The following is a 24,722-nucleotide window of genomic DNA, read 5'->3' as shown; positions in this document are numbered from 1 at the left end:
GCCTGGCCCCCGCCGGCACCGCGAATGCCCTCCAGCGTGGAATGTTGCCCGTTCGATTGGGCAACGGGCAACACGTTGAGCACACCGGATCGTCACGGCAGGATCCATCTCGAGGAACCGCTCAACCCGCCTGTGGACAGCGGAACAGCCGGAAGGTCGAACAGCCGTGACATCCGCTCCGAACACCACTCGGGCCCCCGCCGACCCACCCGTCCAGGGCCCCCGCCGCACCCACGGCGAACGCACCGCCGATGCCGCACTGCTGAGCCGCGCCTGGTCGAGGTCTTCGAGCAGCAGGGCAGCGTCTTCCTGGCCGTGGCGTCGGTGCCCGGCGCCTCGCTGCGACGGACGGTCGCCGAGCGGTCCTCCGCAAGGCATTACGGGCCGCGGTGACGGCGGGGTCCACGGGCCCGGGAACGGACCGGATCCCGGCGCGGGCCGCTGCCCGGCCCCGTCCGCCCGCGGGGATGAACCAGGAGGTCCGTTCGGCGCGCTGTCAAGGTACGAGTGCGCAGAACAGGCAGACGATTGGGGAGGCACCCGTGCTTCAGACGCATGAGCGGCCGACCGAGACCGCCCGCATCACCGTCGAGGTCCATGCCCCCGACCCGATCTCCCGGGCAGGGGCGGTCAGTCAGCTCCGGCCGCACCCCGAGATCGACCTGATCGGCGAAGGGCCGCAGAGCCCCGGGGCCGCCGTCGCCGTGGTGCTCTCTGACACCACGGACGCGGCAACCCTGCTGCAGCTGCGCGGGTTGGCCCGCGGCGGCGCCGCACGGGTGGTCCTGGTCGTCGGGCGGATCCGCGAGCCCGAGCTGATGGATGTGCTGGAGTGCGGCGTCAGCGCGATCCTGTGGCGGCACGAGGCCGGTCCGGAGCGCCTGCGGCGAGCCGTCCTGGCGGCGGCCCGCGGTCAGGGCGACCTCCCCGCCGACCTGCTGGGGCGCCTGCTCGACCAGGTCGGGCGGATGCAGCGCAACGCCGGTGACAGCACCTGCCACGTCCCGACCGGCCTCGCCGCGCGCGAGACCGACATCCTGCGACTGATCGCTGACGGCCTGGACACCGCGGAGATCGGCGCCAGTCTCGGCTACTCCGAACGCACCGTCAAGAACGTGCTGCACGGCCTGACCACCCGCCTCCACCTGCGCAACCGGGCGCACGCCGTGGCCTACGCCCTGCGCGAGGGCTTTATCTGACGGCCGATCAGTCCGTGATCGGCGCTCCCACCGGCAAGGCAGGGGGACAGCAGGGTGATCCACGAGATCGACGAGGGGCGTTGTCACGTTGTCGGGGGTGTTGGCGTATGGCGGTGTGGTGGGGCCGAGTGCCGGGCCTTGGTCGGGCGGCGGCGTGGGTGATCTGGTCCCAGATCGCAAAGCGGATGATCATCTCGGCTCGGTGGTCGGGTGCGGTCATCAGGTGGCGGCGGAGCTTGTCGGTGACGATCAACCGGGACACCGAGCGGGTCTTCTTGAGGAGGCGCCGGAAGAAACGCCTGGCCGACAAGAGGCCCTGCAGGTCCGCCGACGAAACCAGCTCGGCGGTCCCTCCACAAGTACCGACATGCCGCTTGACCAGGCCAGATGGTTAACCAGCACCCGCAGCCTGCCCGCCGCCTCCACGTCCGTCCAGGCCCTGAGCACGGTGGTCCCAGTTCAGCCGTGTGCTCTCGTGACCGAACGCTCCCGCAGGTGTACGCCGCGCCGACGCAACGCCTGCGGGTCGCACAGCTCGTGGGCGAGCAGACGTTCGGCGAACCCGGCGCGCTGCTGGGCGGCGAGCGCGAGGACGGCTTTGACCAGCCTTTCGGCGGTGGCCTGATCGACCGCACCGACCGGGTCCTGGTAACCGAGCAGTCGCGCGGTCTCGGCATCCAGGTGCCCGTGCCAAGCCGGATCCTCCGCACCGTCCGGCTCCTCGACGACAAGGCGCAGCGGCTCTGCGGCCTGCGCCGGGAGTAGCTCCGCGTACTTCGGCAGATCGAAGTGCTCGGCGGTGAGGAGTAGGTGCTTGGCGATCAGGCTGGCCTCAGGGAAGGAGCTGTGCACGGCCAGCGGGGCCAGCTGTTCGGGTGCCAGGCCCAGGACGCAGCCGGCGTGCAGCAGTACCTCGCGTACCCGTGTGGCGCGGGGGACGTTGGGCAGCATGGCCGTCGTGCGCTCGATGAAGCGGGCGAGCACCTGCTGGGCCCCTTGCGTGTCGGCGTTCTCGCAGCCGCGGTAATAGCGCGCGAGGTACCCCTGCCACCAGGCGAGTTGGACCTCGTAGAGCTCGCCGACCAGGGTCTCGTAGGCCTCCTGCGGGATCATGCCGGCGTCGGCGAGCTCCTTGAGGGCGGGGACCAGGTCCCGGTACACCAGCCGCATCCAGGTGTGCGGGGATCGCTGGATCCCCCAGCACTCCGCTTGTGCGTGGTCACCCAGCAGTTCGGCCAGGCTGAGCTCCCCGGTGGTGAACTCGGTGGCGACGCCGGTACCGGTGGCCTCGAAGCGGTAGAAGTGGTCGGAGCTGAGGGGCGGCAGGGGGGCGGGCAGCACGTTGTCGATCAGCTTTTCCAGCTCCGCGTAGCTGGCCTGCAACGCGTCGTGGTCCAGGGCGAGTTGGTGCGGTAGTGGATCGACGAAGCGAGTCTTTATCTTGGCGATCTCCTCGGAGATCGCCTGATAGAGGAAGATCTTGTCGAACCGGTAGCTGAACGAGAGCCCGATGTACGGGAAGACGGTGCAGCCGCGGCACTCTGTGCGGTGCCCGACCTCCTCGTCGCGAACGCGCAGGAATTCCGGGTCCTGCACCAGTTCGCGCAGTGGGCGGTTCCACTGCACCGAGTTGTCGAAGGCGTGGTAGCAGGGCAGCACCAACCGCCCGTCCGGGCCTACGGTCAGGATCCGCTTGTTGGCGTAGCAGTCGGTTGGGGCGGTGGGGTCAAGGTTCTCCACGTACTTGCGGAAGTGCAGATTGATCAGCGCGAACGGCTGGTAGAGCAGTCGGATGAGTTCGGCGGCGACCAGGTCGGTGGTCGGCTCCGACTCGTTCATCCGCCCGGCCCGTCCGGCCGGGGCCGCGAGCGGCTTGCCGTTCTGCTCGATCAGCTTGAGCTTGCGGGCTGTGCGGTTGGTGTCGCGGACGGTGTCCTGCTCGTCGAAGTAGTCGAACATCCCAGAGAAGTAGACGGTGATCCGGTTCTCCTGGGCGAAGCGCAGCAAGTCCGGTATCTCGTCCACGTTCTCGCGGGTGACCACGCAGATCAGCTTGAGGTTGCCGGAGCCGGCGGCGATCACCCGCTGGATCACGTCGAGCGCCCGGTCCAGGGTAGGAACGCCGCGGATCTGCCGGTAGCGGTCGGGACGGAGGGTGTCCAGGGAGACGTTCATGGTGTCGACGTACGGCACGATCGCGTCGATGTGCTTGGCGAAGCGGATGCCGTTGCTGGTGATCTCCACCGTCATGCCGAGCGACTTGGCGTACTGCACGATCCCGTTGATGTGCGGGTGCAGCACCGGCTCGCCGCCGGTGAAGTCGATGTAGCGGACGCCGAGTTCGTACAGCTCGTCCAGGATCTGGCAGGCCCGTTCCAGGGTGAGCTCCTGGTAGCCCTTGAACTTGTCGTCCTGCCAGACATTGCAGTAGCCGCAGAGCGAGTTGCAGCGGAAGGTGATGTAGAAACGGGCCGACTGGAGCCGGCTCTGGGGGACGGCGGTCGTGGGAGTGGTGCGCGCGATCACGGGTGTGGGTTCTCCGACGGTAGGGGCGACGGGGGCGGAAGGGGTGGCACCGGGCCGGTCAGGGCAGTGGGGCGCCCCGGGCGGCGATCCAGAGGGCGTACCACTCCTCGTGGGTCAGATCCGGCTCATGGAAGGCGGCGTCGCGGCAGGCGCGGATCCGCTCGGGGCGGCTGGTGCCGATGACCGGGACGATCCGCGCGGGATGGCGCCTGAGCCACCACAGCAGCACGGTCTCGGGCGTGGTGTCCTTCTGCCGGGCAAGCCGCCGCAGCAGGTCTGCGGCCGGCGAGGCCTCGGTGCCGGTGTAGCGACCGCGGGCCAGCGCGCCCCATGCCTGCAGCTGGATGCCGTGGTCCACGCAGTACTCGAGGGTTCCCTCGGGGAAGCCGTCCGCGCCCGCAGCCGGCGTGTTGAGCAGCACCCCGGCCTCGACCCAGCCGCGCCGCGCCAGGCTCATCTCCAGCTGATTGACAGTCAGCGGCAGGTCCAGCCGCGCCTGGAGGTGGGCGATCTGCGCGGCGCTCATGTTGGAGACGCCGACCTGCCGGACCAGGCCCTGGCGGTGGAGCGAGTGAAGCGCCTCGGCGATCTCCTCCGGCGCGGCCAGCGGGTCTGGGCGGTGCAGCAGCAGGGTGTCCACCACGTCGGTGCGCAGCCGGGTCAGGCTCTCCTCGACGCGCTGGACGATGCTGCGGGCGGCCAGGTGGTAGTGGCCGGGCCGGGAGCCGTCGGCGAGGCGGATGCCGCACTTGGTCTGCAGGGTTATTCGGTCGCGCAGACCAGGGGTGCGGGCCAGCACCTCGCCGAACACCGTCTCGGACTTGCCGTGGCGGTAGATGTCCGCGTGGTCGAACGCGGTGATCCCGACCTCCAGCGCGGCCTGGACCGCGGCCTCGGCGCGGTCGACGTCCGCCACCGTGTAGGGGGTGCGGTCCCAGTCTCCGCCGAGACCCATGCAGCCGTATACGAGCCGGTCGTCGGGTCCGGGCGGGGTGCCGTCCGCGGGCACGGCGTTGTGAGCGGTCATCGTGAATCGGCCTCCTTGAGCGCGTCGGCGAGCAGTTCGGCGAGGGCGAGCACCGGGAGCTGGGTGTTGGCGGCGGGGACGCTCGGCAAGACGGACGCGTCGGCGACCCTGAGGTTGGCCACGCCGCGGACCCGTCCCTCGCCGTCCGTGACGGCGGCGGGGTCTTCGGGTCGTCCCATGGCGCAGGTGCCGACCGGGTGCCAGTAGGTGCCGAGCCGAGCCCGGAGTTCCTCGTCGGACAGGTCCTGCGACGGGCGGCCGGTCAGCGGGGCGACCAGCGGCCGCAGCGGCGAGCTGGCGGCCAGCCGTTCGACGACGGCCAGGCCCGCGCGGAGCCTGGCGGTGTCCCGGCCCTCCGGGTCGGTGAGGAAGCCCGGGTGGATGTCGAGCGGATCGGCGGGGTCCGCCGAGCGGAGCCGGACCCGGCCGCGGGAGGCGGGTTTCATGAGGAAGGCGGAGATGCCCGCCTCGTACTCCCCCGGCGGCAGGCTGCCGAAGAGCGGGTCGCCGGCGGAGGGGAGGATGTGCAGGTCCCAGGAGCCCGGCGGGCAGTGCGCGCTCGCCGTGCGGATCAGCATCCGACTGACGTACAGTTCGCCGGCCCGCTGCCGGGCGGCGAGCGCGGAGTTGAGCTCGGTGGTAGGGGCGAGCGGCACGAACAGGCCGGGCTGGTCGCTCAGGTTGGCGCCGACTCCGGGCAGGTCGACCTCCGGGCGGATGTCGGTCGCGCGGAGCTGGTCGGCGGGGCCGATGCCGCTGCGCAGCAGCAGCGCGGGCGAGCCGAAGGCGCCGGCGGCCACCAGGTAGGTGTCCGCGGTCAGCGTCTCGCGCCGCCCGGACAGGGCGACCTCGACGCCCTGGACTCGGCCGTTACGAATTATCAGCCGCTCGGCGTGGGCGCCGCCGAGGATCGTCAGGTTGGGGCGGGACCGGGCGTGTCCGAGGTAGCCGAAGGCGGCGTTCCAGCGCAGGCCGTCGTGGGCGTTGAGCAGCGGGGTGCCGTAACCGGGTCCGCCCGGGGCTGCCATGTCGACGTCCTGGTAGCCGAGTTCACGCGCCGCGGCGAGGGTTGCGCGGCTCCAGGCGGAGAACTCCCGGTCCGGCACGGGCCGCAGCCTCATCTGCTCGACAGCCCGGGTCCGGTATGGCGCCATGGCCTCGGCCGACCAGCGTGGCCCGCCGGCGGCGGTCCACTCCGCGTGGTCGGCGTGCGAACCCCAGGTGTGCCAGCAGCCGTTGACGCAGGAGGAGCCGCCCAGGACGCGGGCGCGGATGCGGTGAACCGCGACGCCGCGCTCCCAGACATCGGTACGCGGCAGGGCACGGGCGTCCAGCAGCGGACGCGGCCATGCCTCCTGCTCAGGGCCGTAGTCGGGCCCGGCCTCCACGAGGCAGACGGTCCGTGCCGGGTCCTCGCTCAGCCGGGAGGCCAGCACGCAGCCGGCCACGCCCCCACCGAGCACCACCACGTCGTAGCCGGACCGGAGCCCGTCCGCTGCCGTGTGCGTCATGCGCCGCTCCCGGCGGACGCGACCTTCCGGGCGGTCCCTGCCGCCGGGTCCGAGGTCGGCACCAGATCGGCGGCCCGAGCCAGCAGTTCGTCGCGGCCGATGGCATCGGCGCGGGTCGACGGCACCGTGCACGCGTACGCTCCGGCCACCGCGCCGTACAGCGCGCAGCGGCGTACGTCCTCGCCGGCGAGCCAGCCGAGCAGGAAGCCGGAGGCGAAGGCGTCGCCAGCGCCGTTGGTGTCCACCACCGGGGCGGGCGGGGCGACCGCGGGCACGTGCGCCAGCTCCCCGTCGGCCAGCAGGTATGCGCCCTCGGCGCCGGCGGTGGCGACGACGATCCGGGCCCGGCCGCGCGCCGCGATGTCGCGCATGGTGCGCTCCGGGTCGGCCAGGGCGGTGGTGGACAGGAAGACAAGGTCCGCGGCAAGCGCGAAGGGCTCGTGGTAGGGGTTGACGCCGTCCCAGTTGTGCAGGTCGGTGGAGATGGTCACGCCGGCCTCACGCAGTGCGGGCAACGCGAAGGCGCACGGGTAGGTGATCACCACATGGGCGTGCCGACTGGCCGAAGCCAGGGCACGCACCGTGGCGTCCGGGAGGCGGTCGCTCTCCTGGGAACGGGTGTCGTCGTACAGGGAGAGTCGCCGCCCGTCAGGGCCGACCAGGTTGACCGCACGCTTGGTGCCCCGGGCCGAGGGGACCTCCGTGAGCGGGATGCCGCAGTCGCGGTGGAGCACACGGACCAGGTCGCCTTCGGGGTCGTCGCCGAGCAGGTCGATGTGGTGGGTGCGCAGGCCGAGGGCGGTCACGCCGAGGGCCACGAAGTCACCGCTCTGCCCCGCACGGGTCACGATGCCCGGGTGGATCATGTAGCTGTCGGCGTACGGGAGCGGCAGTTCGGGGACGTGGACGATGGTGTCCACGCCGGCGCCGCCCAGCACGAGGATGTCGGTCTTGGTGCTCATGGGCTGGGGTTCCTCTCGGATACGGTGGTGTCACAGGTCGCGGTAGAGATCGGCGACCACGCTCGGGCCCGGGTGGGCACGCACGTCTTCCAGGGTCAACGCGCTTCCCTGCGAATCTGCCACGGGTAGGCGCCAGTTGGGGTACTCGTGGGAGGTGCCGGGCAGGTTCTGCGGGCGCCGGTCGCCCACGGTGTCCGGGAGCCAGACGCCGAGGAGCTTCGCCGGGGTCCGGGCGAGGAAGCGGTGCAGGGCCAGCGTCTCGCGCCCCGGGGCGGCCCCGGAGTCCGCGTCGCCCGAGGGGTGGTCCGGTTCGAGCAGCCCGCACCGCCCCAACTCGGCCAGCCAGCCCTCGCGTTCGGCCGCCGCTGCGGCCTCGGCCTGGTCCACCGGCTGGGTGAGCAGGCCCAGCCGCTGGTGGAGCCGGAGGTGCTCGCCGTCCAGCCAGGCGGCCGTACTGGGCAGGTCGTGGGTGGTCAGCGTGGCGAGGCAGTCCGCGCGCCACTCCTCGGCCGGCAACGGCCCGGAGCGCTCCTCCGAGCCGCCCGCGTACTCGAACCGCAGGACCGAGGTGCCCAGGATTCCCCTGTCGGTCAACTCCTCGCGTACCCCGGGCTCGACGGTGCCCAGGTCCTCGCCGATGACGATGCTCCCGGCCCGGTGCGCCTCCAGGGCGAGCACGCCCAGCAGCGCCTCGTGGTCGTAGCGGACGTAGGTGCCCTGGTCGGCCGGGGCACCCTCGGGGATCCACCAGAGCCGGAACAGGCCCATCACATGGTCCAGCCGCAGCGCGCCGGACCGCCGCAGGGTCGCCCGCACCACCTCGGCGAACGGCGCGTAGCCGGACGCGGCCAGGGTGTCGGGACGCCAGGGCGGCAGCCCCCAGTCCTGCCCGCTGCGGTTGAAGTCGTCGGGCGGGCACCCGACGGTCATCCCGCCCGCGAGGTACGGCTGGAAGCACCAGGCGTCCGCGCCCTCCGGATCCACGCCCACCGCGAGATCGTGCATCAGCCCGATCGCCATGCCCGCCTCCGTCGCGGCGAGCTGCGCCCGGTCGAGTTGCTCGTCGACCTGCCAGGCCAGCCACCGGTGGAAGGCGACCCGGTCGCCGAGCGCGGCCCGTGCCGCCGCGGTCCCGATGCCGTCGGGAGTGCGCAGCCCGTCGGGCCAGGAGCGCCAGCGCGGGCCGTGCACCTCGGCGAGCGCGCACCACAGGGCGAAGTCGTCCAGCCCCCGGCCGCCGGCCTCGACGTAGCGCCGGTAGGCCTGCTCCCGGGCGGGGGCGAGCGGGACCTGGTGCACCAGCTCGAGTGCCTGGAGCTTCAGGGACCGGGCGGCCTCGCGGTCGATCAGCGCGCCCGCCTGCACCCCCTTGTTCAACTCCCTTGCCTGCGCCAGCAGTCGGTCGGCCTGTGCGCGGTCGTCGCCGGTCAGCTCGGCGAACTCGGCGACGGCCTCGACGCACAGGTTCATCGGGTCGGGATGGCGCCTGCTGCTCGGCCGGTACGGGGACGGGTCGGGCAGCGGCCCCGGCACGTAGGCGTGCAGCGGGTTGAGCAGGACGAACCCGGCGCCCAGCCCGCCCGCCCAGGAGGCGAGTTCGGCCAGGTCACCGAGGTCGCCCAGGCCCCAGGAGCGGTGCGAGAGCAGCGAGTACAGCTGCACCAGAAAGCCCCAGTGGCGGCGCCCCGGCCCTGCCAGGCGTTCCGGGGCGACCAGCAGCGGAACGGCCTCGGCCCGGCCTCCGCGTTCGGCGTGCAGGACGTGGCGGCCGATGGGGAGGTCCACCAGCTCCTTGCCGAGGGCACCGATCCCGTGGCGGGTGCCCTGCTCGGTCTCGATCCACAGCTCGGCCCCGGGCGGGGTGGCCAGGTCGGTCGGCGGACGGCCCGCGCGCAGCACAACGGTGGGCGGCAGCAGCCGGTGGGCGAATGCCTCCTGGCGCTCGGCGAGGGCTTCGCGGATGCCGCCGGAACTGCTCGTGTCGGCGCCGAGGGCGGCGAGCACGGCGCGCAGGGTGTCGGGCGAGATGTCGACCGGCTGGCCCAGGTCGGTGGTGTAGCGGGTTGCCACACCGTGGAGGCGTGCCAGCGCGGCCAGGTCGCGGTTGGTGTCAGCGGAGCGGGGCATGGGTGCGGCCCGGTTCTGTGTGGTGATGGACGGGTGGGAAGAGTCGCTCCAGGACCGCGGCGACGCCGTCCTCCTCATTGGTGGGGGCGATCTCGTCGGCGCGGTGAAGCACGTCCGGGTGGGCGTTGCCCATGGCGACGCCGTGCCCGGCCCAGTCGAGCATCGGGATGTCGTTGGGCATGTCGCCGAAGGCGACGGTGTCGGCGGCGGAGAAGCCGAGCAGACGGGCGGCCGCAGCGAGGCCGTTGCCCTTGCTGACGCCGACGGGCAACAGCTCGATCATGCCCTCCCCGGAGTGGGTGACCGCGACCCGGCCGGCGCAGATCCGCATGGCCAGCGCAGCCAGCCGGTCGTCGTCCATCCGGCGGCCGCGGATCAGCACCTTCTCCACCGGCTGTGCCCACAGCTCCTCCGGGTCACGCACCAGACGCCACCCGTGCCGGACCCGCTCGCCGAAGGCGCTGGTGACCAGGAATTCCCCGGTCAGGCCCGCGGTGACCATGCCGAACTCCAGCGGTCCGGCGGCCTCGGCGATCCGGTCGACCAGCGCCCGTACGGTGGGCCGGTCCAGGCGGGCCGTGGACAGCAGCCGGTGCGCCGTGGCGTCGTACAGCTGCGCGCCCTGGCCGCACACGGCCAGACCCCCGTAGTCCAGGGACGCCAGAAGGCTGCGGCAGCCGCCAGCCGGGCGGCCGGTGACAACCAGGTGGCGGGCGCCGTACGCCTGTGCCCGGGCAAGCGCGGTACGAGCGCGTACGGAAACCGTCAGGTCGTCGCGGAGCAGGGTGCCGTCCAGATCGGTGGCGACGACTGTGAAGCGGGGTGGCGCGGTCATCTCCCCTCCGGCTGGTGCAGCGTCAGCAGGGCGTGTGCGGCGAGCGTCGCCGCGTCGGTGATTCGGCCGGAGCGGACCAGCTCGCGCCACTCCTCCGCGTCGGCCCGGCGCTGGCACATGTCGGCCTCGGTGGCCTCCCGTTCGGGCACGCCCTGGGTCAGCTCCTCGGCGAGGAAGACGTGGCAGCCCTGGCTGGAGTAGCCGTAGGCGACGTGCAGCCGGCCGAGATAGGTCATCCGGGTGGCCCGCAGTCCGGTCTCCTCGCGCAGCTCGGCGCGGGCCAGGTCGAGCGGCGAGGCGCCCTGGTGGCCGGCGGGCCAGGAGCCCTGGGGGAACTCCCAGTAGCGTCCGCCGACCGGGTAGCGGTACTGCTCCACGAGGTGTACGCTGCCGTCCTCCTGACGGGGGATCACCAGCGCGTAGTCCGGCTTGTCGACGACCCCGTACTGGCCGGGAGCGCCGTCATCGCCCAGGACGTCGTCCTCGCGGACGGTCATCCACGCGTTGCGGTAGACCTCACGGGAGCGGACGGTGCGGATCACGGTCGGACCTCCAACAGCTCGCGGACCCCCTCGGCGACGCCGCGCACCCGCAGCCCATGCCGCAGGAGGAAGTCGTCCAGGAGGGAGCTGGTCAGACAGGTGTGGGCGGGGCGGCTCGCGTACCGGCCGCGGGCCCGGGGCACCCGGAGCACACGGGTGCGCGGCACGCCCAGACCGCCGGCGATCGCCTCGGCCCAGGCGGCGCGGGACACCCTGTCGGGACCGCCGAGGTGGAGCAGCGCGGGCGCACCCGGCGCCAGGGCGGCGGCGGTCACCGCCGCGACGTCGCCCACCAGGACCGGGGTGGTCCACTGGTCGTTCGGGGCTTCGATGGTCTCCCCCGAGCGGAGCCGGTGGGCGCAGGCGGCGAAGAAGTTGAGCCACTTCGCCGAGTCGGCCGGCTCCCAGCCGTAGACCAGGCTCACCCGCAGCACCGTGGTGTCCGGGGCGGCGCGGACGATCCGCTCGGCGGCCAGCTTGGCCCGCCCGTAGGCATTGGCGGGGGCGGTGGCGGCGGACTCGTCGTTGTCGGCGGAGGAGCCGTCGAAGACGTTGTCAGTGGAGACCAGGACGAGGCGGCGGCCGGCCGCGGCAGCCGTGAGGTGGGCCGCAGCGGCGGTGTGCAGCTCTTCGGCGCGCGCTGAGTTGGCCTCGCACCAGGTCACGTCGGAGGGCCCGTGGACCAGGACCAGCCGGTCGGGCCGCACCTGGTCCACGATGCGGGCGCAGGCGGCCGGGTCGGAGGCGTCCAGGCGCACCCACGGCGCGCCCTCCCGGGCGGGCGGGCGGCGGGAGGCGAGCACGGCGTGGCCGCCATCCCGGGCCACCCGGACGGCCACCGCGCGCCCGACGAAACCGCTGCCGACGATCAGGGTGGTGGCCCCGTCGGCGCGGGGCACAGTGGAGGTCACGCAGCCGTCACCACCCTGTGCGCTGCGCCCCGCGCGGCCAGTAGCCGTCCGGCGCCGATCAGTCCGTGATCGTCGTCGGGCGCGCCGAGCGCGACCATCCGGCGGATCTCCGCCGGATCCAGGCCGAAGCAGCCGAGGCGTTCCAACTCCTCGGTGAGCAGCGCAACGTACCGGGGCCCAACGGCCAGGGCGAAGCCGCCCATCAGGATGTACCGGCGCACGCCGATCGAGGTGAATACCGATGTGATGGCGGAGGCGAGGTGGGCCAGGCCGCCCCGCAGCACCGCCGTGGCGAACGCGTCCTCGGCGCGGATCGCCGCCACCAGGGCCGGGTTGTCCAGTTGCTCCGGGTCCGCGGCGGCGCGCGCGAGGGCCGAGCGGGCGTAGCCCTCCGGATCGGCGTGGGCAGCGCGGCGCGCGGCGGCCAGCATGCCGCGGCCGGAGGCGATCCCGCCGAGGTGGCCGCGGCCCCCGCAGTCGCACGGCGGCGCGAACGGGGAGGGATCACAAGTCCAGTGGCCGAGCTCGCCGCCGTGGCCTTCGGCGTCCAGCAGCACCTCGCCCGCCCGGTACACCTTGCTGCCGATGCCCGAGCTCACCGTGATCAGACAGAACGGGGCCTCGTCCGGGCCGCCGACGTAGCGCCACACTGCGGCCGTCAGGTCGTTGACGACGACCACGGGGAGCCCGAGCCGCTCCTCCAGCAGCAGCCGCAGCGGGAGCGGCCCGCCGCGCTCGCCCCAGATGGTGGGCGCGGTCAGCACGCGCCCGTCGGCGGTGATCGGTCCGGCGAAGGCGACGCCGAGCGCGTGACTGCCGTGCCGCGCTACGGCCTCCGCGGCCAGGTCGGCCAGCTGCCGCGCCACCTTGGCCTGCAGCAGCGGCACCGGGGCGCCGGGATGGCGGCCCAAGCCCTCGGTCGGGATGCGGCGGATGTCGGTCAGGGCGCCCGTCGCAGGCTCGTAGCGGGCGGTGCGCAGGGTGGTGCCACCCACGTCGACGACCGTGTAAGCGTCAGCCACGGACGCCTCCCCGGGTGGGCAGGCCCGCTGCGGTCCGGACTGACCCGGCAGGCTGCGGGGGTGCTACCTGCTGCACGGTGCCGTCCTCCAGAACGATCGCGCCGTCGATCTCGGCCCCGGCCGGGACGGCGGCGCCGGGCAGCAGCACGCTGCGGCGCACCCGCGCCCCGGCCCCGACGCGGGCGCCCGGGAAGGCGACGCTGTGCTCGACGAGTCCGTCGTTGGCCAGGTCGGCTGCGACCAGGCTGCGGGTCAGTCCGGGGCCTGCGGTGACCAGTCGGCGCGCCACCGCGGGACGTACGGTATGCGGTAGTTGATTGACCGTCATGCTCGGATCGTGATCCAGCAGCGCCAGGTGGGCCCGGTGGTACCGGTCGACGGTGCCGATGTCCTCCCAGTGCCCGCAGACCTCGTGGCCGAGGATCAGCTCGCCGCCGGCAAGCATGGCCGGGATGACGTCCCTGCTGATGTCGTGTTGCCAGTCGGTGCCATCCAGGCGTTCCAGGTAGTGGTGCAGCCGGGCCGCGTCGAAGACGCAGAACGCGGCGAAGACCAGGTCGCTGGTCGGCTCGGCGGGCTTCTCGACGAAGGACGTGAGCCGGCCCGCAGTGTCGAACTCGACCATGCCGAACAGGTGGACGTAGCGTCGCTCGATCCGCTGGTAGGCGAGGGTGAGCGCGGCGCCGGAACGGCGGTGGGCGGCGATCAGCGGCCGGTAGTCGAAGCGGTAGACGTGGTCCGCGTGCAGCACCAGGACCTCGGAGGTGCCCGGACCGAACAGGTACGGGGCCTTGCGGATCAGCGCGTCCGCGGTACCCCGCTCCGGCGGCGCGGTCCGGTCCGGGGCCCGGTAGCCCTCGCCGGCACGGTAGGCCCGGTCGTAGGGCCCGAAATGGACCCGGAAGCCGGGCCGCCACCAGGTGCGGTACAGGTCGTCCATCAACTGCCGTTCCTCATGCTGGGACAGCAGCAGCACCTCGTCGAAGCCGGAGGCCTCGGCGTTGGCGAGCGAGAAGTCGATGAGCCGGCAGGAGCCGCCGAACGGGACCAGCGGCTTGAGCCGACCCGAGCCGAGCGCACCCATGCGGCGGCCCTCGCCGCCGGCCAGCAGCGCGGCGCGCACCCCGTCAGTCATGGCGCACCACGTCCCAGGCGGAGCGACCGTCAGCCAGAGTCAGCAGCAGGGTCAATTCCCCTCCAGGGTGGGTGTGTTCGCATCCGCCGCCGAGGACACCGGTGAACACGCCGGGCGCCGTGCGCTCCAGCGGGCGTACGGAGACCTCCCGGCGGCCGGGGCGGGGCGGGGCAAGGGCGACGAGCTCGACGCGTTCCGCGTGGGGCAGGCGGTAGACGATCCGGCCGTCCGCCACGGTGCAGCGCCCGTCCAGGCGGGCACGTAGCGAAGGGGCGCCCTCGGCGGCGGCCGCGCAGCGATCGAAGTCGGCGCGCACCCAGGCCGCTTCGAACAGGGCGTGCGCCGCGGTCGGGTGGAGCTCATGGCAGCGCCGGTAGGCGTCGGCGTCGCCGAACTCGGCGGCGGCCTCGGCGATGGCATCCGGACGGGTCCGGTAAGTCTCGCCCGGCAGCAGGTCGAACCAGCCGTGCCGCAGCAGCAGGTCCGCGTCCGGCTCGGGACGGCGCCCCTCCCACAGCCGGGTGAATGCCTCCAGGTGGAGCCGGGCGACCTGGTCCCAGGTGAACTCCCTTGCCGTGGCAATGGCGTTGGCCCGGAGCCGGCGGTAATCCCCGGGGCGCTCACGCAGCAGGGCGGCGGCCTGGCGGATACGCGCGGCGAGGGCGTCGACGAGGAGCGCGTCGTCCTCCGCGAAGGAGCGGTTGACGGCGAAGCCGGTGGCCCGCGCCGCGAAAGGGCCGTCCAGGGGATCGGCGACGTGCCCGAAGTGGGCCATGCCCAGCTGGGCAGTGGCAATGGGAACGGCGCCGACGGACATCGCCTCACCCTGGGCGATGAGGAACGTGTCCATCTCGAACTTCGAGGGGAACAGGCAGAAGTCGGAGGAGGCCGCGTACTCCAGGATCCGCTGCTCCTCGACCCGCTCGCACTCCAGGTGGATGCGGCCCCTGTGGCGTTCGACGACCTCGCGCAGGTACGGGTCGTCGATCCCGCCGTCGCTGATGCAGCGCAGCACGAAGTTGGCGGCGAGCCCTTCGTCGAGCACCCGGTCCACCGCCCGGAACAGCTCGACCTGGCCCTTGTGGTTCACCGCATAGCGGGCGTTATGGAAGAAGGTCGGCAGGTCAGGGGCGAGCCCGAGCCCGCCGAGGACCGCCGCCCGGTCCACGGCGGGCCGCTCCGCAGCGGTCCAGCGGGAGCCTATGGCGCAGCCGCCGACGAAGCTCTTGTGGGCGTTGCGGGCCACCGTCTCGCGCACCGGAAGTCGTGTGAATGGCCGTTCGAAGGGGGTATTCGCGAAGTCCGTGTAGAACGCCAGGTGCCCCGGCGACAGGAAGTCGACCAGGTCAGCGTGGTCGGCGACGAGGTCGTAGACCCGCACGTGCCCGGGACCGTACTCGTAGTGCAGGTGCGTGCGCTGCTGATATGCGCTCAGGATCGTCTCGTGCTCGCTGCGCGGGCTGTCCGGTGCCTCGTCCTCCGCAGGCAGCGTGACCGGGGCGTCCAGAAACTGCAACAACCGCTCGACCTTGGGCCGGTAGACCTTCTTGGTGATCGGCATGTTGCTCTGCACCGTCCCGACCACCAGCTTGGACGGGTCATCGCGGAAGGCTGCGGGGAGCAGGTAGTGGTAATACGGCTCGTGCGCGTGGATCAGCGCCTTCTCATCGGCGAAGTACCGGCGGACGAACCGCACGGTGTCCACCTGGTAGCCGAGCGGCTTGAAGAAGACCAGGTCGCTGCCCTTGGTGTGGTAAGGCGGGTAGAAGCGGTCGGGCAGTTCGTCCAGCAGGCGGTTGGACAGGAAGTACAGGTCCACGCCGTCCAGGCGCAGCCGATGGGCCGTGGTGGTCAGCGGGATGCCGACCTCGGGCGGGAAGGCGGGGCCCCAGGTAGCCGGGTCGAGCACCAGCGGCAGCTCGTAGCTGTCCTCGTAGTCGAGGGTCTCCAGGTCGTGGTCGGCGCGGAGGTCGTCGAGGCGGCCGTGGGCGGGGGTGACGACGGAGACGCGGTGGCCCTGTCCGGCGAGCGCCTTGGACAGGTTCCACAGGTAGACGGAGATGCCGCCCTGCAGGAAGCGGTGGTCGAAGCCCCCGCACTCGAAGTAAGTCTCTATGACGTGCACGGGGTGTCGCTCCTTCACCGGGCGGCCGGGAGGCCGCCGGCCTCCACAGCGTGCCGCAGGTTGATCGCGGCGTGGTAGGCGCGGTCGTGGGCGTAGGCGTAGTCGAGTTCATGGAGCAGCCGGCGCAGCCGGAACAGCCGCCACGCCGGGTGCCCGGCGAGGTCCGGGTCGCCGCCGACGAGCAGGTCGCCGACGCGCTCGGCCCACAGGCCGGCGGCGCGGCGCAGCCGCTCGAGGCCGGCCAGGCGTTCCGCAGTCCAGCCGGGGGTGTCCGGTGTGACGCGGGCGGCCTGGAGCAGGGCGGTGCGGCAGGTGTCCTCGGGGTCCATGCCGAGGGTCTCGGCGGCGTGGTCGGCGAACTCGTCCGCCGTGAAGATCTCGACGCCGCGGCGCAGGGCGGCCAGGTCCTGCCAGGGCGACTGGGCGGTGCTCGGATCAGCCGGGACCGGCCGCCGCGTGGACAGGTCGATGACGCACAACTCCCAGGAGGCGTCGGGCCGTTCCCGGCGCACCAGGTGCGACAGGTGCAGGTCACCGTGGCACGGGCCGCTGGGCCAGGGCCGCTGCGGCAGCTCCGCGACGCGGCCGAGTTCGGCGGCGAGGCCGCAAACGGCGGCCTCGCGCACCGGGACGGGGAAGCGCGCGTCGGCACGGATCAGCGGGGTCAGCGCCGCCAGCCGCTCGGCGGTCTCGGCGAGCCAACCCGCGGCAGGGAACTCCGGGTAGGGGCCGAGGCGTTCGGCCAGATCCCGGTGGAAGTCGTGCAGGAACCCACCGGTGGCCCGCAGCGCCACGGCCAGGGCCTGCTGGGACGCGGCGACCGCGGCCTCCGGGTCGGCGCCCGCGTACAGCAACGGCCACAGCGAGCGGATCCCGGTGCGCAGCGGGACGTTGAGGCCCTCGCCCTCGGCGTAGCGGTAGACCACGCCGAGCGGCTCGCGCCGTCCCGTGGCGGTGTCCACGTAGCTGTAGTCGCCGACGGGCTGCTGGGTGCGGCCGCTGCCGCTCATCAGCCGCAGCAGTTCGGGCTCGCGGGTGCCGCCGCCGATCCGGCGGTAGGTCTTGTGGGCGTGCGCCGTGCCGCCGAGGTCCAGCAGCGACAGGGCGTTGGAGCACCAGCCCGGGTCGAAGGGCAACTGGCCTCGGTAGGCGGCGGGTTCACCGTCGAACTCGATCACGTTGCCGCGCCGGGTGGGCAGCCGCAGCCCCTCGCGCAGCGCGCCGACCACCGCCCGGTCGAAGGCGGCGGCGCCGGTCGCGGCCCGGCCCGGGTCGTCATCGAGGACCGGGACGAACCAGCGGGAGCCATCGGCCGACGCGGCGGGGTCGCCGCCAGTGCCGACCAGCAGCAGCCGGATCCCGCCCAGGTCGGCCTGGTCGAGCACCTCGAAGCGCCCGGAGCGGCGGCTGGTCTCGTCCAGCCAGGGGGCCGCGCGCAGGAGGGCGGCCGTGGCGGGCGCGAGGTCGTCCGACAGCAGGGTGTCCAAGGATCAACTCCCGGTCATCTCGTAGCGGTCCACACCCCGGTGCCAGACGGCCAGGGCGAGTGCCACCAGGCCCGCGGTCACCGCGAACAGCCAGGGCAGCAGCGGGGCGCGGCCGAACAGCAGGTAGGAGGCGGGGATGTAGGCGGTGAACGCGTAGGGCAGCAGCCAGGTCAGCAGCCACCGCAGCGACGGGTGGTAGAGGTCGAGGGGGTAGCCGGAGAAGTCGCCCAACTGGTTCGCGGCGTACAGGGCCGGAAAGCTGTTGGTGGTCCAGAAGGCGAGCGAGGCGAACAGCGTCTTGATCGAGGCGAGGATCAGGGTGCCGCACAGCACCAGCACCGGGGCCAGCAGGAGTTGGGCGGTGTCCGGGGTGAGCGCGAGCCGGTCGGCGGCGTACCAGACCAGCCCGGCCCCGGTGAGCAGCTCGCCGAAGCCGTCCGGGTAGAGGAAGCGCTCGGACAGCAGCGAGAACAGCGGGTGCACCGGCCGGATCAGGTAGCGGAAGAACTCGCCGTTCTGCACGAGCTTGCGGGCCAGGATCCACAGCTGGTCGGTGAACATCCGATCCAGGCCGCGCGGCAGCAGCGAGAACCCGAGCAGGAACAGCACCTGGTCGTAGTGCCAGCCGGCGATCTCCGGGGCCTGCCGGAAGACCATGCCGATCACCGCGACCTGGCAGACCACCCGTAGCAGCAGGCCGCCGGCGCCGAGCAGGAAGTCCATGCGGTACTCCGTCAGCCGGTGCATGCTGACGGCGCTCAGCTGCCAGGTCAGCCGGGCGTAGCGGACCGTGGTGGAGACGGGCCTCATCCGCCGAGCACCTCCACCCGGCGCACCGCCCCGCGCCAGGCGAGCGCGGCCAGTGCGCTCAGCGCTGCGGCCCACGCCAGCTGCACGCCAAGGATCGAGGCGGCTTCCAGCGGTCCGTGGTAGCGGCCAAGGAGCAGCCGCAGCGGCCCGTCGACCATGCCCTGGAAGGGCAGCGCCTGCGCGACTGCGGCCAGCGGGCCGGGCATCAGCGCCAGCGGCACGACCTGCCCGGCGAAGAACGCCACCACGCTGTCCTTGACGATGCGGACGCCCCAGATGTTGGTGGTGACGAAACCGGCGAGGCCGACCAGCAGGTTCACCCCGAAGCCGATCACCAGGGACAGCGCGGCGGAGCAGCCGAAGAGCAGCGCGCCTTGCGGGCTGGGCACGGAGAGCGGCAGCAGCAGGGCGTACAGCACCACCACGGGGACGGCGACCAGCGTGGCGTTGGTCAGCGACACCGGCAGGCCGGCTGCGAAGCGGGCCAGCGGATAGCTGACCGGACGCAGCAGCGAGACCGCGATGTCGCCGCGCTGGACCTCCCCGGAGACCTCCTCGTCCACCCGGTTGGCCTGCATCAGGCCGAGCACCTGGGCCAGCAGCACGTACGTGGTCAGGTGCGGCAGGTCGTAGCCGCCGGGCATGCCGCCGCTGCGGCCCGCGTACACGGCACGCCACAGGAAGACCTGCACGCCGACGGCCGTGGCAGCGGTGAGCGCGTTGATCAGGAACGTCGCGCGGTACTGCAGCAGCCCTTGCAGGCTCGCCGCGGTGAACGGCGCGTACCGGCGCAGGCGTGCCGGGACGGTGCCGGCCCGGGTCATCCCACCGCCTCCGGCCTCGGCGCCGGGCGGCGGCCGCCGGTGTAGATGCGGCGCAGCACCGACTCCAGGTCCGGTTCGGGGGCCACGCAGTCGGTGACGTCGAAGTGCTCCAGCAGCAGGCCCATGACCTGGCGGCTGGTCCAGCGTCCGGTCGGGTACTCGACCCGGATCCGGCCGCCGTCGACCACGGTCGCCGAGGCTCCGTCAAGTCGCGCCTCGATCAGGGCGATCGCCTCCGTCGGGGCGGCCGGGTCGCCCTCGTGCTCGAAGAGCACCGCGCGGGTGTCGGCGGTGCGCAGCAGCTCGTGCACGCTGCCGGAGTGCACCACCTCTCCCCGGTCGACCACCAGCACCCCGTCACAGATCGCCCTGATGTCGCCCATGTCGTGGCTGGTCAGCAGCACGGTGGTGCCGAGTTCGGCGTTGACCCGGTTGACCAGCTCGCGCACCGCCTCCTTGAGCACCAGGTCCAGGCCGACCGTGGGCTCGTCGAGGAAGACGACCTTCGGGTCGTGCACCAGGCTGGCGGCGACCTCGGCGCGCATCCGCTGCCCGAGGCTGAGCTGCCGCACCGGCGTGTTGCCGAGGGCGTCGAGGTCGAGCAGGTCCCGGTAGAGGGCCATGTTGCGCCGGTAGACCGCGTCGGGGATGTCGTGGATGCCGCGCAGGATGCGGAACGAGTCGGGCACCGGCAGGTCCCACCACAGCTGGCTGCGCTGGCCGAAGACCACGCCGATGTTGGCGGCGTTGCGGCGCCGCTCCCGGTACGGTTCCAGGCCCGCCACCAGGGCCCGGCCCGAGGTCGGGGTCATGATGCCAGTGAGCATCTTGACGGTGGTGGACTTGCCCGCGCCATTGGCCCCGATGTAGGCGACCTTGGTCCCCGCGGGGATCTCGAACGAGACCCCGGACACCGCCCGCACCAGCCGGTGTTCGCGGCTGAACAGGGTGCCGAGGCTGCCGAGCAGGCCCGGGCCGCGCTCATGCACCCGGAAGTCCTTGACCAGGTTCTCCGCGACGATCACTGTTGGCCCCCGGTGGCGCGCTCCAGTGCCTGGGCGAGCAGCCCGAGGCCCTCCTCCAGCAGGGGGCGGTCGATCGTGAACGGCGGTGCCAGTCGGATGATGTGGCCGCCGATGGCGGTCCGCAGCCCGAGGTCGAGGGCGTGCCGGTAGACCGCGCGGGCGATCTCGGGGGCGGGCTGACGAGTGGCGCGGTCGCGCACGAACTCCAGCCCGTGCAGCAGGCCGATACCCCTCACGTCACCCAACACCTGGTATTCCGTCCGCAGTTGGGCCAACCGCTCGTCCATGAGAGCACCCAGCCCTGCCACCTGCCCGATCAGGGCGTCACGGCGGACGACCTCCAGGGTGGCCCGCGCGGCAGCGATGCCGAGCGGATTGTTGGCATAGGTGGAGGCGGTCGAGCCGGCCTGGGCGGCCCGCGGGTGGCGCAGCACCTCGGCCCGCCCCGCGAGCGCGGCGAAGGGGAAGCCCGAGGCCATGCCCTTGGACAGGGTGACCAGGTCGGGCTCGATGCCGAACTGCTCACCGGCCAGGAAGGTGCCGGTGCGTCCGCCACCGGTGAGCACCTCGTCCGCGACGAGCAGCACCCCGTGCTCCCGGCAACTCTCGGCGATCTGCTCCCAGTATCCGGGCGGCGGCACGATCACCCCGGCCGCGCCCAGCACCGGCTCGAAGACCAGCGCGGACACGTTGGACTTCTCCGCGATGTGACGCCGCACCAGGGTCGCGCAACGCACCCCGCAGGAGGGGTACTCCAGGTCGAGCGGGCAGCGGTAGCAGTAGGGGGAGTAGCCCAGCACGCTGTTGCCCGCGAAGGCCTGGTTGCCGATGTCCCAGTGGACCAGCATCCGCGCGCCCTGGGTCTTGCCGTGGAAGCCGTAGCGCAGCGCGCCGATCCGGTTGCGACCGGGCTCGGCGACCGCCTGAACGGCTCGCAGCGCGGCCTCGACGACCTCGGCGCCGGTGGAGAAGAAGGCGTAGGTGTCCAGTTGCTCCGGCAGCAGGTCGGCCAGCAGGTCACACAGGGCGGCGCGGTCGGCGGTGGAGAAGTCGTGGACGTTCCACAGGCGTTCGGCCTGCGCGGTGAGCGCGGCCACGACCTCCGGATGGCAGTGCCCGAGCGACTGGGTGAGCGTACCGGCCGCGAGGTCGATGTACTGGTTGCCGTCCAGATCGGTGAGCACTGCACCGCGGCCCTCCACGAAGACCCGGCGGCCCAGCGCGGACTCCTCGGAGGCTCCCGGGGCCAGGTGCACGGCCTCCTGTGCCAGCCGTTCTCGCTGGCGAAGGCCGCTCAACGGGCACCGTCCAGCGGACCTATCTCGAACACCAGCAACTCGACGTCGCTGTCCGAGGTGTTGGCGAGACCGTGCTCGCCGTACGGGCGGTTGGGTATCACATCTCCGGCGCGGACCTCGAACGCCTCACCGTCCAGTGTCATTTGCCCCTGGCCGGAGAGGATCACATAGGTCTCCTGGTTGTCCGCATGGCGGTGCGGACCGATGGAGGTGTGCGGAGGCAGCACCACCAGATCGATGAAGGCGATGCCGGCCGGGGCATCCTGGCGGCGATACACCCGGTGCGCCAGGATCGTCCCGACTCCGCCGTGGTCGGCGGTAAGCCCTCGAAGGAGCCCTTCGCGCAGGTTGGAGATTCTGCGGTGAGGCGCACCCGGGGCCGAAGGAAGTTCGGCGTGGCTCATCTCGGTACGGCTCCTGTCGAGCGAGGCGAAGTCAGGCGGCGGCCATGGCCGACGTCAGTGGGAGGCGGCGAGCGGGTTCTGGAGAGCGGCGAGCGACTCCAGCGCGCTTGTCAGAGCGGCGGCGGGGATGTCCTCCAGATCGTCGACGAAGACCGCCGAGCCGATACCGTCGGGCACCACCAAGTGCAGGCGCCGACCACGCCGCTCCCAGGAGGCCCTGAGCGCCCGGTTCATCAGCTCTGGTGTGCAGGTCTGCGGGTCGTGGACCGGGAGGCCGAGGTCGACGATCAGACGGGTGATCCGCTCGCAGTCCCCGGAACCGATCAGGCCCAACTCCCGGGCGAGTTGGGTGGAAAGGGCCATGTCGATGGCCACCGATTCCCCATGTGCGATCCGGTAGTCACTGGCCGTTTCGATCACCGGGCCGAAGGTGTGGCCGAAGTCGACCAGCCGGGCCAGGTCGTGCTCGCGGAGGTTCGGACAGAGCTCCTCCAGCATCAACGCCATCGCGGTGCGCAGCACGTAGTTCTCCAGGCCGCGCCGGACACCGTCCGAGTCGGACAGCCAGGAAGGCTCCGGACAGGGCCGCCGGAGAACCCCTGGGTGCTCCTCCATTGCGCGGAAGAGCCGTGCATCCTTGATGATCGCCATCTTGGCGATCTCACCAAGGCCGCAGCGGATCTGACGTCCTGGCAGGGTCTCAAGAAAGGCTGGGTCGTTGATCGAGGCGTACGCGGGGTGGTACGCCCCGAGCATGTTCTTGGTACCAAGAGCGTTGACGCCGGTCTTGACGCCGACGCCGACGTCGACCTGTCCGACCAGCGTCGTGTTGACCTTGATATACCGCACTCCCCGGCAGTAGATCGCCGCCGCGAACCCGACAAGGTCGCACGTGACTCCGCCGCCGACTGCGAGCATCACACCACGCCGGTCCAGTCCGGCAGCCTTGGCTTGGGCACAGATCTCCTCGACCGAGGCCATGGTCTTGTGCTCCTCACCGCCGGGAAGCCTGACCACACTCCAACTTCCCGGCCTCAACCAGGTGTTGAGGTAGCAGCGCAGCTGCTGTCCGTAGAGTCGGTCGACGGTCGGGCCGAGAAAGGCGACCACTTGGCGGCCCTCGCAGTACCCGGCCAGCAGCGGGTTCTCCGGTGCGAACACCCCATCCGTGATGTCGACCCGGTACGAAGTCCCTTCCGGCGCGAGGAGCGTGAAGCCACCCTCGTCGCCCCGGACCCCGGGCTCCGCCACTGCCGTCTGCACCACCCGACACTCCTCGGACCGGCCAGCAGCACACCGGGCCGGCCTCAACTGCGGTTAACTGAAGCAGAGTCAAACAGGTGGTCGACGATCATGGCAAGGATCTTCGAAAACTTTCCGCAAGAACTTGCCGTCGCGTGCGGACGGGCAGGCATACCTGCCTGCCAGAGGACATCTGATGAGTTATCACGGTGTTGCCGTAACCGCCGTCGACCCATACCTTGGCAACGGGGGGGACGGTCAAGCACACCGGCACCTTGCGCAGCGGCGACATGCGCTGGTCTGAACCGGCTGCCCGGTCGGCACGAGCAACGCCATCCGGAGCTCAAGGGCGTGGCCGACGAGGTCGCGCCGACCAACGAGATGACGGGACACCCGCCCTGCTCGGCCATCCGCTCGACGAAGGGGTTTTCCACTCATGCGGGTTGACCTGCTGACCCGCGAGTACCCGCCGTTCGTCTACGGCGGAGCGGGCGAACACGTCGGCAACCTGGCCCGGCAGCTGCGCCGCTCGCTGGACATCCGGGTGCACTGCTTCGGCGAGCCCCGGCTGGAGGCCTGGGTGACGGCGCACGGTACAGAGGGTCGGCTCGCCGACGGCGACCCGGCGCTCGGGGCGATGGCGGTCAACCTGGCCATGTCCGCTGCCGTCCAGGGGGCTTCCGTCGTGCACAGCCACACCTGGTACAGCAACTTCGCCGGCCACCTTGCCAAGGTCCGCTATGGGATCCCGCACGTCGTCACCGCCCACAGCCTGGAACCACTGCGCCCGTGGAAGAAGGCACAGTTAGGCGACGGCTATCGGCTCTCCTCCTTCCTGGAGCGGACTGCGTTGTCCTCGGCCGACCATGTCATCGCAGTCTCCGCGGCCATGGCAGCCGACGTTCTTCGCACCTACCCGAACATCGGTGCTGACCGCGTCTCGGTGATCCACAACGGCATCGACGTCGAGGCGTTCGCCCCGGACAGCGATACCGACCAGCTCGACGCGCTCGGGATCCCACTGGATCGGCCGCTCGTCGTTTGTGTCGCGCGGATCACCCGGCAGAAGGGGCTGGGCCATCTGCTGCGCGCCGCGCAGTACTTCGCGCCCGGTGTCCGGCTCGTCGTGGTAGCCCAGTCCGCTGACACCGTCGAGCAGCGGCAATGGTTCGGGCGAGCCGTGGAACGACTGCGCGGCACAGGCGTCGAGGTGACCTGGATCCGAGAGTCGTTCCCGCGTTGCGCGCTCAGGCAACTGCTCAGCCACGCCGAGGTGTTCGTCTGCCCGTCGATCTACGAACCGATGGGGATCGTGAACCTGGAGGCGATGGCATGCGGCACTCCGGTCGTCGCCACGGCCACCGGGGGAATTCCGGAGGTGGTCGTGGACGGAGAGACCGGACTACTGGTGCCCTTCGACGCCGCTCCGGACGGCACCGGCGAGCCAGCCGCCCCGGAGGTGTTCGCCAAGGAGATCGCCGCGCGGGTCAACGAGCTGCTGCACAACCCGGCGTCGGCCACCCGGCTGGGGACCGCCGGGCGGCGCCGGGCGGCGCGCGAATTCTCCTGGCCGAAGGTGGCCGAACAGGTCCGGAAGAGATACGCGACGGTCAGATGAAGGCCGGCCACCCGGCGCTGTGCACGGCGAGGCATGAACAGCCTGCGATTTTCGGCCCGGACGGTTAGCCTGTCGGCATGTCGACGCCCCGA

General features: G+C 72.0%; 20 protein-coding genes and 1 pseudogene. 2 read left to right on the top strand and 19 right to left on the bottom strand.

Going from position 1 to position 24,722, the window contains the following annotated elements:
- Positions 1-542 precede the first annotated feature (542 nt).
- Positions 543-1,199, top strand: a complete 657-nt coding sequence (locus tag P3T39_RS26580; RefSeq protein ID WP_280701481.1) for a response regulator transcription factor — start codon at positions 543-545, stop codon at positions 1,197-1,199.
- Between the two features lie 7 nt (positions 1,200-1,206).
- Here P3T39_RS26580 and P3T39_RS26575 read toward each other — a convergent pair.
- From P3T39_RS26575 to P3T39_RS26485, 19 genes and pseudogenes are all read right to left on the bottom strand, one after another.
- Positions 1,207-1,506 (bottom strand): annotated as a pseudogene (locus P3T39_RS26575) (hypothetical protein); the annotation flags it as partial.
- Positions 1,507-1,658: 152 nt separating this feature from the next.
- Entirely contained in the window at positions 1,659-3,725 is a 2,067-nt protein-coding gene (locus P3T39_RS26570) for a radical SAM protein (protein ID WP_280701480.1), read from the bottom strand.
- A gap of 58 nt (positions 3,726-3,783) precedes the next feature.
- Positions 3,784-4,752 carry an aldo/keto reductase gene (locus P3T39_RS26565; protein WP_280701479.1) on the bottom strand — a complete coding sequence of 323 codons (969 nt, stop codon included), beginning with the start codon at positions 4,750-4,752 and terminating at the stop codon, positions 3,784-3,786.
- Positions 4,749-6,263 carry a GMC oxidoreductase gene (locus tag P3T39_RS26560; protein WP_280701478.1) on the bottom strand — a complete coding sequence of 505 codons (1,515 nt, stop codon included), beginning with the start codon at positions 6,261-6,263 and terminating at the stop codon, positions 4,749-4,751. The genes P3T39_RS26565 and P3T39_RS26560 overlap by 4 nt, the downstream gene beginning before the upstream one ends.
- Positions 6,260-7,225, bottom strand: a complete 966-nt coding sequence (locus P3T39_RS26555) for an adenosine kinase (protein ID WP_280701477.1) — start codon at positions 7,223-7,225, stop codon at positions 6,260-6,262. The genes P3T39_RS26560 and P3T39_RS26555 overlap by 4 nt, the downstream gene beginning before the upstream one ends.
- Positions 7,226-7,255: 30 nt before the next feature.
- Positions 7,256-9,352, bottom strand: coding sequence for a 4-alpha-glucanotransferase (gene malQ / locus P3T39_RS26550; RefSeq protein ID WP_280701476.1), 2,097 nt, complete (start codon positions 9,350-9,352; stop codon positions 7,256-7,258).
- The gene (locus tag P3T39_RS26545; RefSeq protein ID WP_280701475.1) at positions 9,336-10,187 is read right to left on the bottom strand and encodes a Cof-type HAD-IIB family hydrolase; all 852 of its coding nucleotides are present in this window, start codon (positions 10,185-10,187) and stop codon (positions 9,336-9,338) included. Before P3T39_RS26545 ends, malQ begins: the two co-directional genes overlap by 17 nt.
- Entirely contained in the window at positions 10,184-10,729 is a 546-nt protein-coding gene (locus P3T39_RS26540) for an NUDIX hydrolase (protein ID WP_280701474.1), read from the bottom strand. Before P3T39_RS26540 ends, P3T39_RS26545 begins: the two co-directional genes overlap by 4 nt.
- Positions 10,726-11,640, bottom strand: a complete 915-nt coding sequence (locus P3T39_RS26535; protein WP_280701473.1) for a sugar nucleotide-binding protein — start codon at positions 11,638-11,640, stop codon at positions 10,726-10,728. The genes P3T39_RS26540 and P3T39_RS26535 overlap by 4 nt, the downstream gene beginning before the upstream one ends.
- Positions 11,637-12,662, bottom strand: coding sequence for an ROK family protein (locus P3T39_RS26530; protein ID WP_280701472.1), 1,026 nt, complete (start codon positions 12,660-12,662; stop codon positions 11,637-11,639). Before P3T39_RS26530 ends, P3T39_RS26535 begins: the two co-directional genes overlap by 4 nt.
- Positions 12,655-13,797 (bottom strand): sugar phosphate nucleotidyltransferase, encoded by a 1,143-nt coding sequence (locus P3T39_RS26525; RefSeq protein WP_280701471.1) that lies wholly within the window; start codon positions 13,795-13,797, stop codon positions 12,655-12,657. The genes P3T39_RS26530 and P3T39_RS26525 overlap by 8 nt, the downstream gene beginning before the upstream one ends.
- On the bottom strand, positions 13,790-15,922 hold the full coding sequence (locus P3T39_RS26520) for a glycosyltransferase (protein WP_280701470.1): 2,133 nt from the start codon (positions 15,920-15,922) through the stop codon (positions 13,790-13,792). The genes P3T39_RS26525 and P3T39_RS26520 overlap by 8 nt, the downstream gene beginning before the upstream one ends.
- Positions 15,923-15,936: 14 nt before the next feature.
- Positions 15,937-17,409 carry a hypothetical protein gene (locus P3T39_RS26515; RefSeq protein ID WP_280701469.1) on the bottom strand — a complete coding sequence of 491 codons (1,473 nt, stop codon included), beginning with the start codon at positions 17,407-17,409 and terminating at the stop codon, positions 15,937-15,939.
- A gap of 3 nt (positions 17,410-17,412) precedes the next feature.
- Positions 17,413-18,219, bottom strand: a complete 807-nt coding sequence (locus P3T39_RS26510) for an ABC-2 family transporter protein (protein ID WP_280701468.1) — start codon at positions 18,217-18,219, stop codon at positions 17,413-17,415.
- Positions 18,216-19,043, bottom strand: a complete 828-nt coding sequence (locus P3T39_RS26505; protein ID WP_280701467.1) for an ABC-2 family transporter protein — start codon at positions 19,041-19,043, stop codon at positions 18,216-18,218. Before P3T39_RS26505 ends, P3T39_RS26510 begins: the two co-directional genes overlap by 4 nt.
- Positions 19,040-20,068: an ATP-binding cassette domain-containing protein gene (locus P3T39_RS26500; protein WP_280701466.1), complete on the bottom strand. Its 1,029-nt coding sequence runs from the start codon at positions 20,066-20,068 to the stop codon at positions 19,040-19,042. Before P3T39_RS26500 ends, P3T39_RS26505 begins: the two co-directional genes overlap by 4 nt.
- Positions 20,065-21,366 carry an aminotransferase class III-fold pyridoxal phosphate-dependent enzyme gene (locus P3T39_RS26495; RefSeq protein WP_280701465.1) on the bottom strand — a complete coding sequence of 434 codons (1,302 nt, stop codon included), beginning with the start codon at positions 21,364-21,366 and terminating at the stop codon, positions 20,065-20,067. The genes P3T39_RS26500 and P3T39_RS26495 overlap by 4 nt, the downstream gene beginning before the upstream one ends.
- Positions 21,363-21,770 (bottom strand): cupin domain-containing protein, encoded by a 408-nt coding sequence (locus P3T39_RS26490; protein ID WP_280701464.1) that lies wholly within the window; start codon positions 21,768-21,770, stop codon positions 21,363-21,365. The genes P3T39_RS26495 and P3T39_RS26490 overlap by 4 nt, the downstream gene beginning before the upstream one ends.
- A 54-nt stretch (positions 21,771-21,824) precedes the next feature.
- Positions 21,825-23,036 (bottom strand): sedoheptulose 7-phosphate cyclase, encoded by a 1,212-nt coding sequence (locus P3T39_RS26485; RefSeq protein ID WP_280701463.1) that lies wholly within the window; start codon positions 23,034-23,036, stop codon positions 21,825-21,827.
- 412 nt (positions 23,037-23,448) lie between these two features.
- Here P3T39_RS26485 and glgA point away from each other — a divergent pair, with 412 nt between their 5' ends.
- Positions 23,449-24,630, top strand: a complete 1,182-nt coding sequence (gene glgA / locus P3T39_RS26480; protein ID WP_280701462.1) for a glycogen synthase — start codon at positions 23,449-23,451, stop codon at positions 24,628-24,630.
- The last annotated feature ends 92 nt before the right edge of the window (positions 24,631-24,722 follow it).

This window comes from Kitasatospora sp. GP82 (assembly GCF_029892105.1).
Taxonomy (GTDB): Bacteria; Actinomycetota; Actinomycetes; order Streptomycetales; family Streptomycetaceae; genus Kitasatospora.
Note: the sequence above shows the minus strand (reverse complement) of the source record. Positions and strands in the feature narration are given on the sequence as shown.

Bases quoted from the DNA above. Each gene is read 5' to 3' on its own strand.
- P3T39_RS26565 (WP_280701479.1), bottom strand. From the start codon at position 4,752: ATGACCGCTCACAACGCCGTGCCCGCGGACGGCACCCCGCCCGGACCC.
- P3T39_RS26560 (WP_280701478.1), bottom strand. From the start codon at position 6,263: ATGACGCACACGGCAGCGGACGGGCTCCGGTCCGGCTACGACGTGGTG.
- P3T39_RS26555 (WP_280701477.1), bottom strand. From the start codon at position 7,225: ATGAGCACCAAGACCGACATCCTCGTGCTGGGCGGCGCCGGCGTGGAC.
- malQ (WP_280701476.1), bottom strand. From the start codon at position 9,352: ATGCCCCGCTCCGCTGACACCAACCGCGACCTGGCCGCGCTGGCACGC.
- P3T39_RS26545 (WP_280701475.1), bottom strand. From the start codon at position 10,187: ATGACCGCGCCACCCCGCTTCACAGTCGTCGCCACCGATCTGGACGGC.
- P3T39_RS26525 (WP_280701471.1), bottom strand. From the start codon at position 13,797: ATGACTGACGGGGTGCGCGCCGCGCTGCTGGCCGGCGGCGAGGGCCGC.
- P3T39_RS26510 (WP_280701468.1), bottom strand. From the start codon at position 18,219: ATGAGGCCCGTCTCCACCACGGTCCGCTACGCCCGGCTGACCTGGCAG.
- P3T39_RS26505 (WP_280701467.1), bottom strand. From the start codon at position 19,043: ATGACCCGGGCCGGCACCGTCCCGGCACGCCTGCGCCGGTACGCGCCG.
- P3T39_RS26490 (WP_280701464.1), bottom strand. From the start codon at position 21,770: ATGAGCCACGCCGAACTTCCTTCGGCCCCGGGTGCGCCTCACCGCAGA.
- glgA (WP_280701462.1), top strand. From the start codon at position 23,449: ATGCGGGTTGACCTGCTGACCCGCGAGTACCCGCCGTTCGTCTACGGC.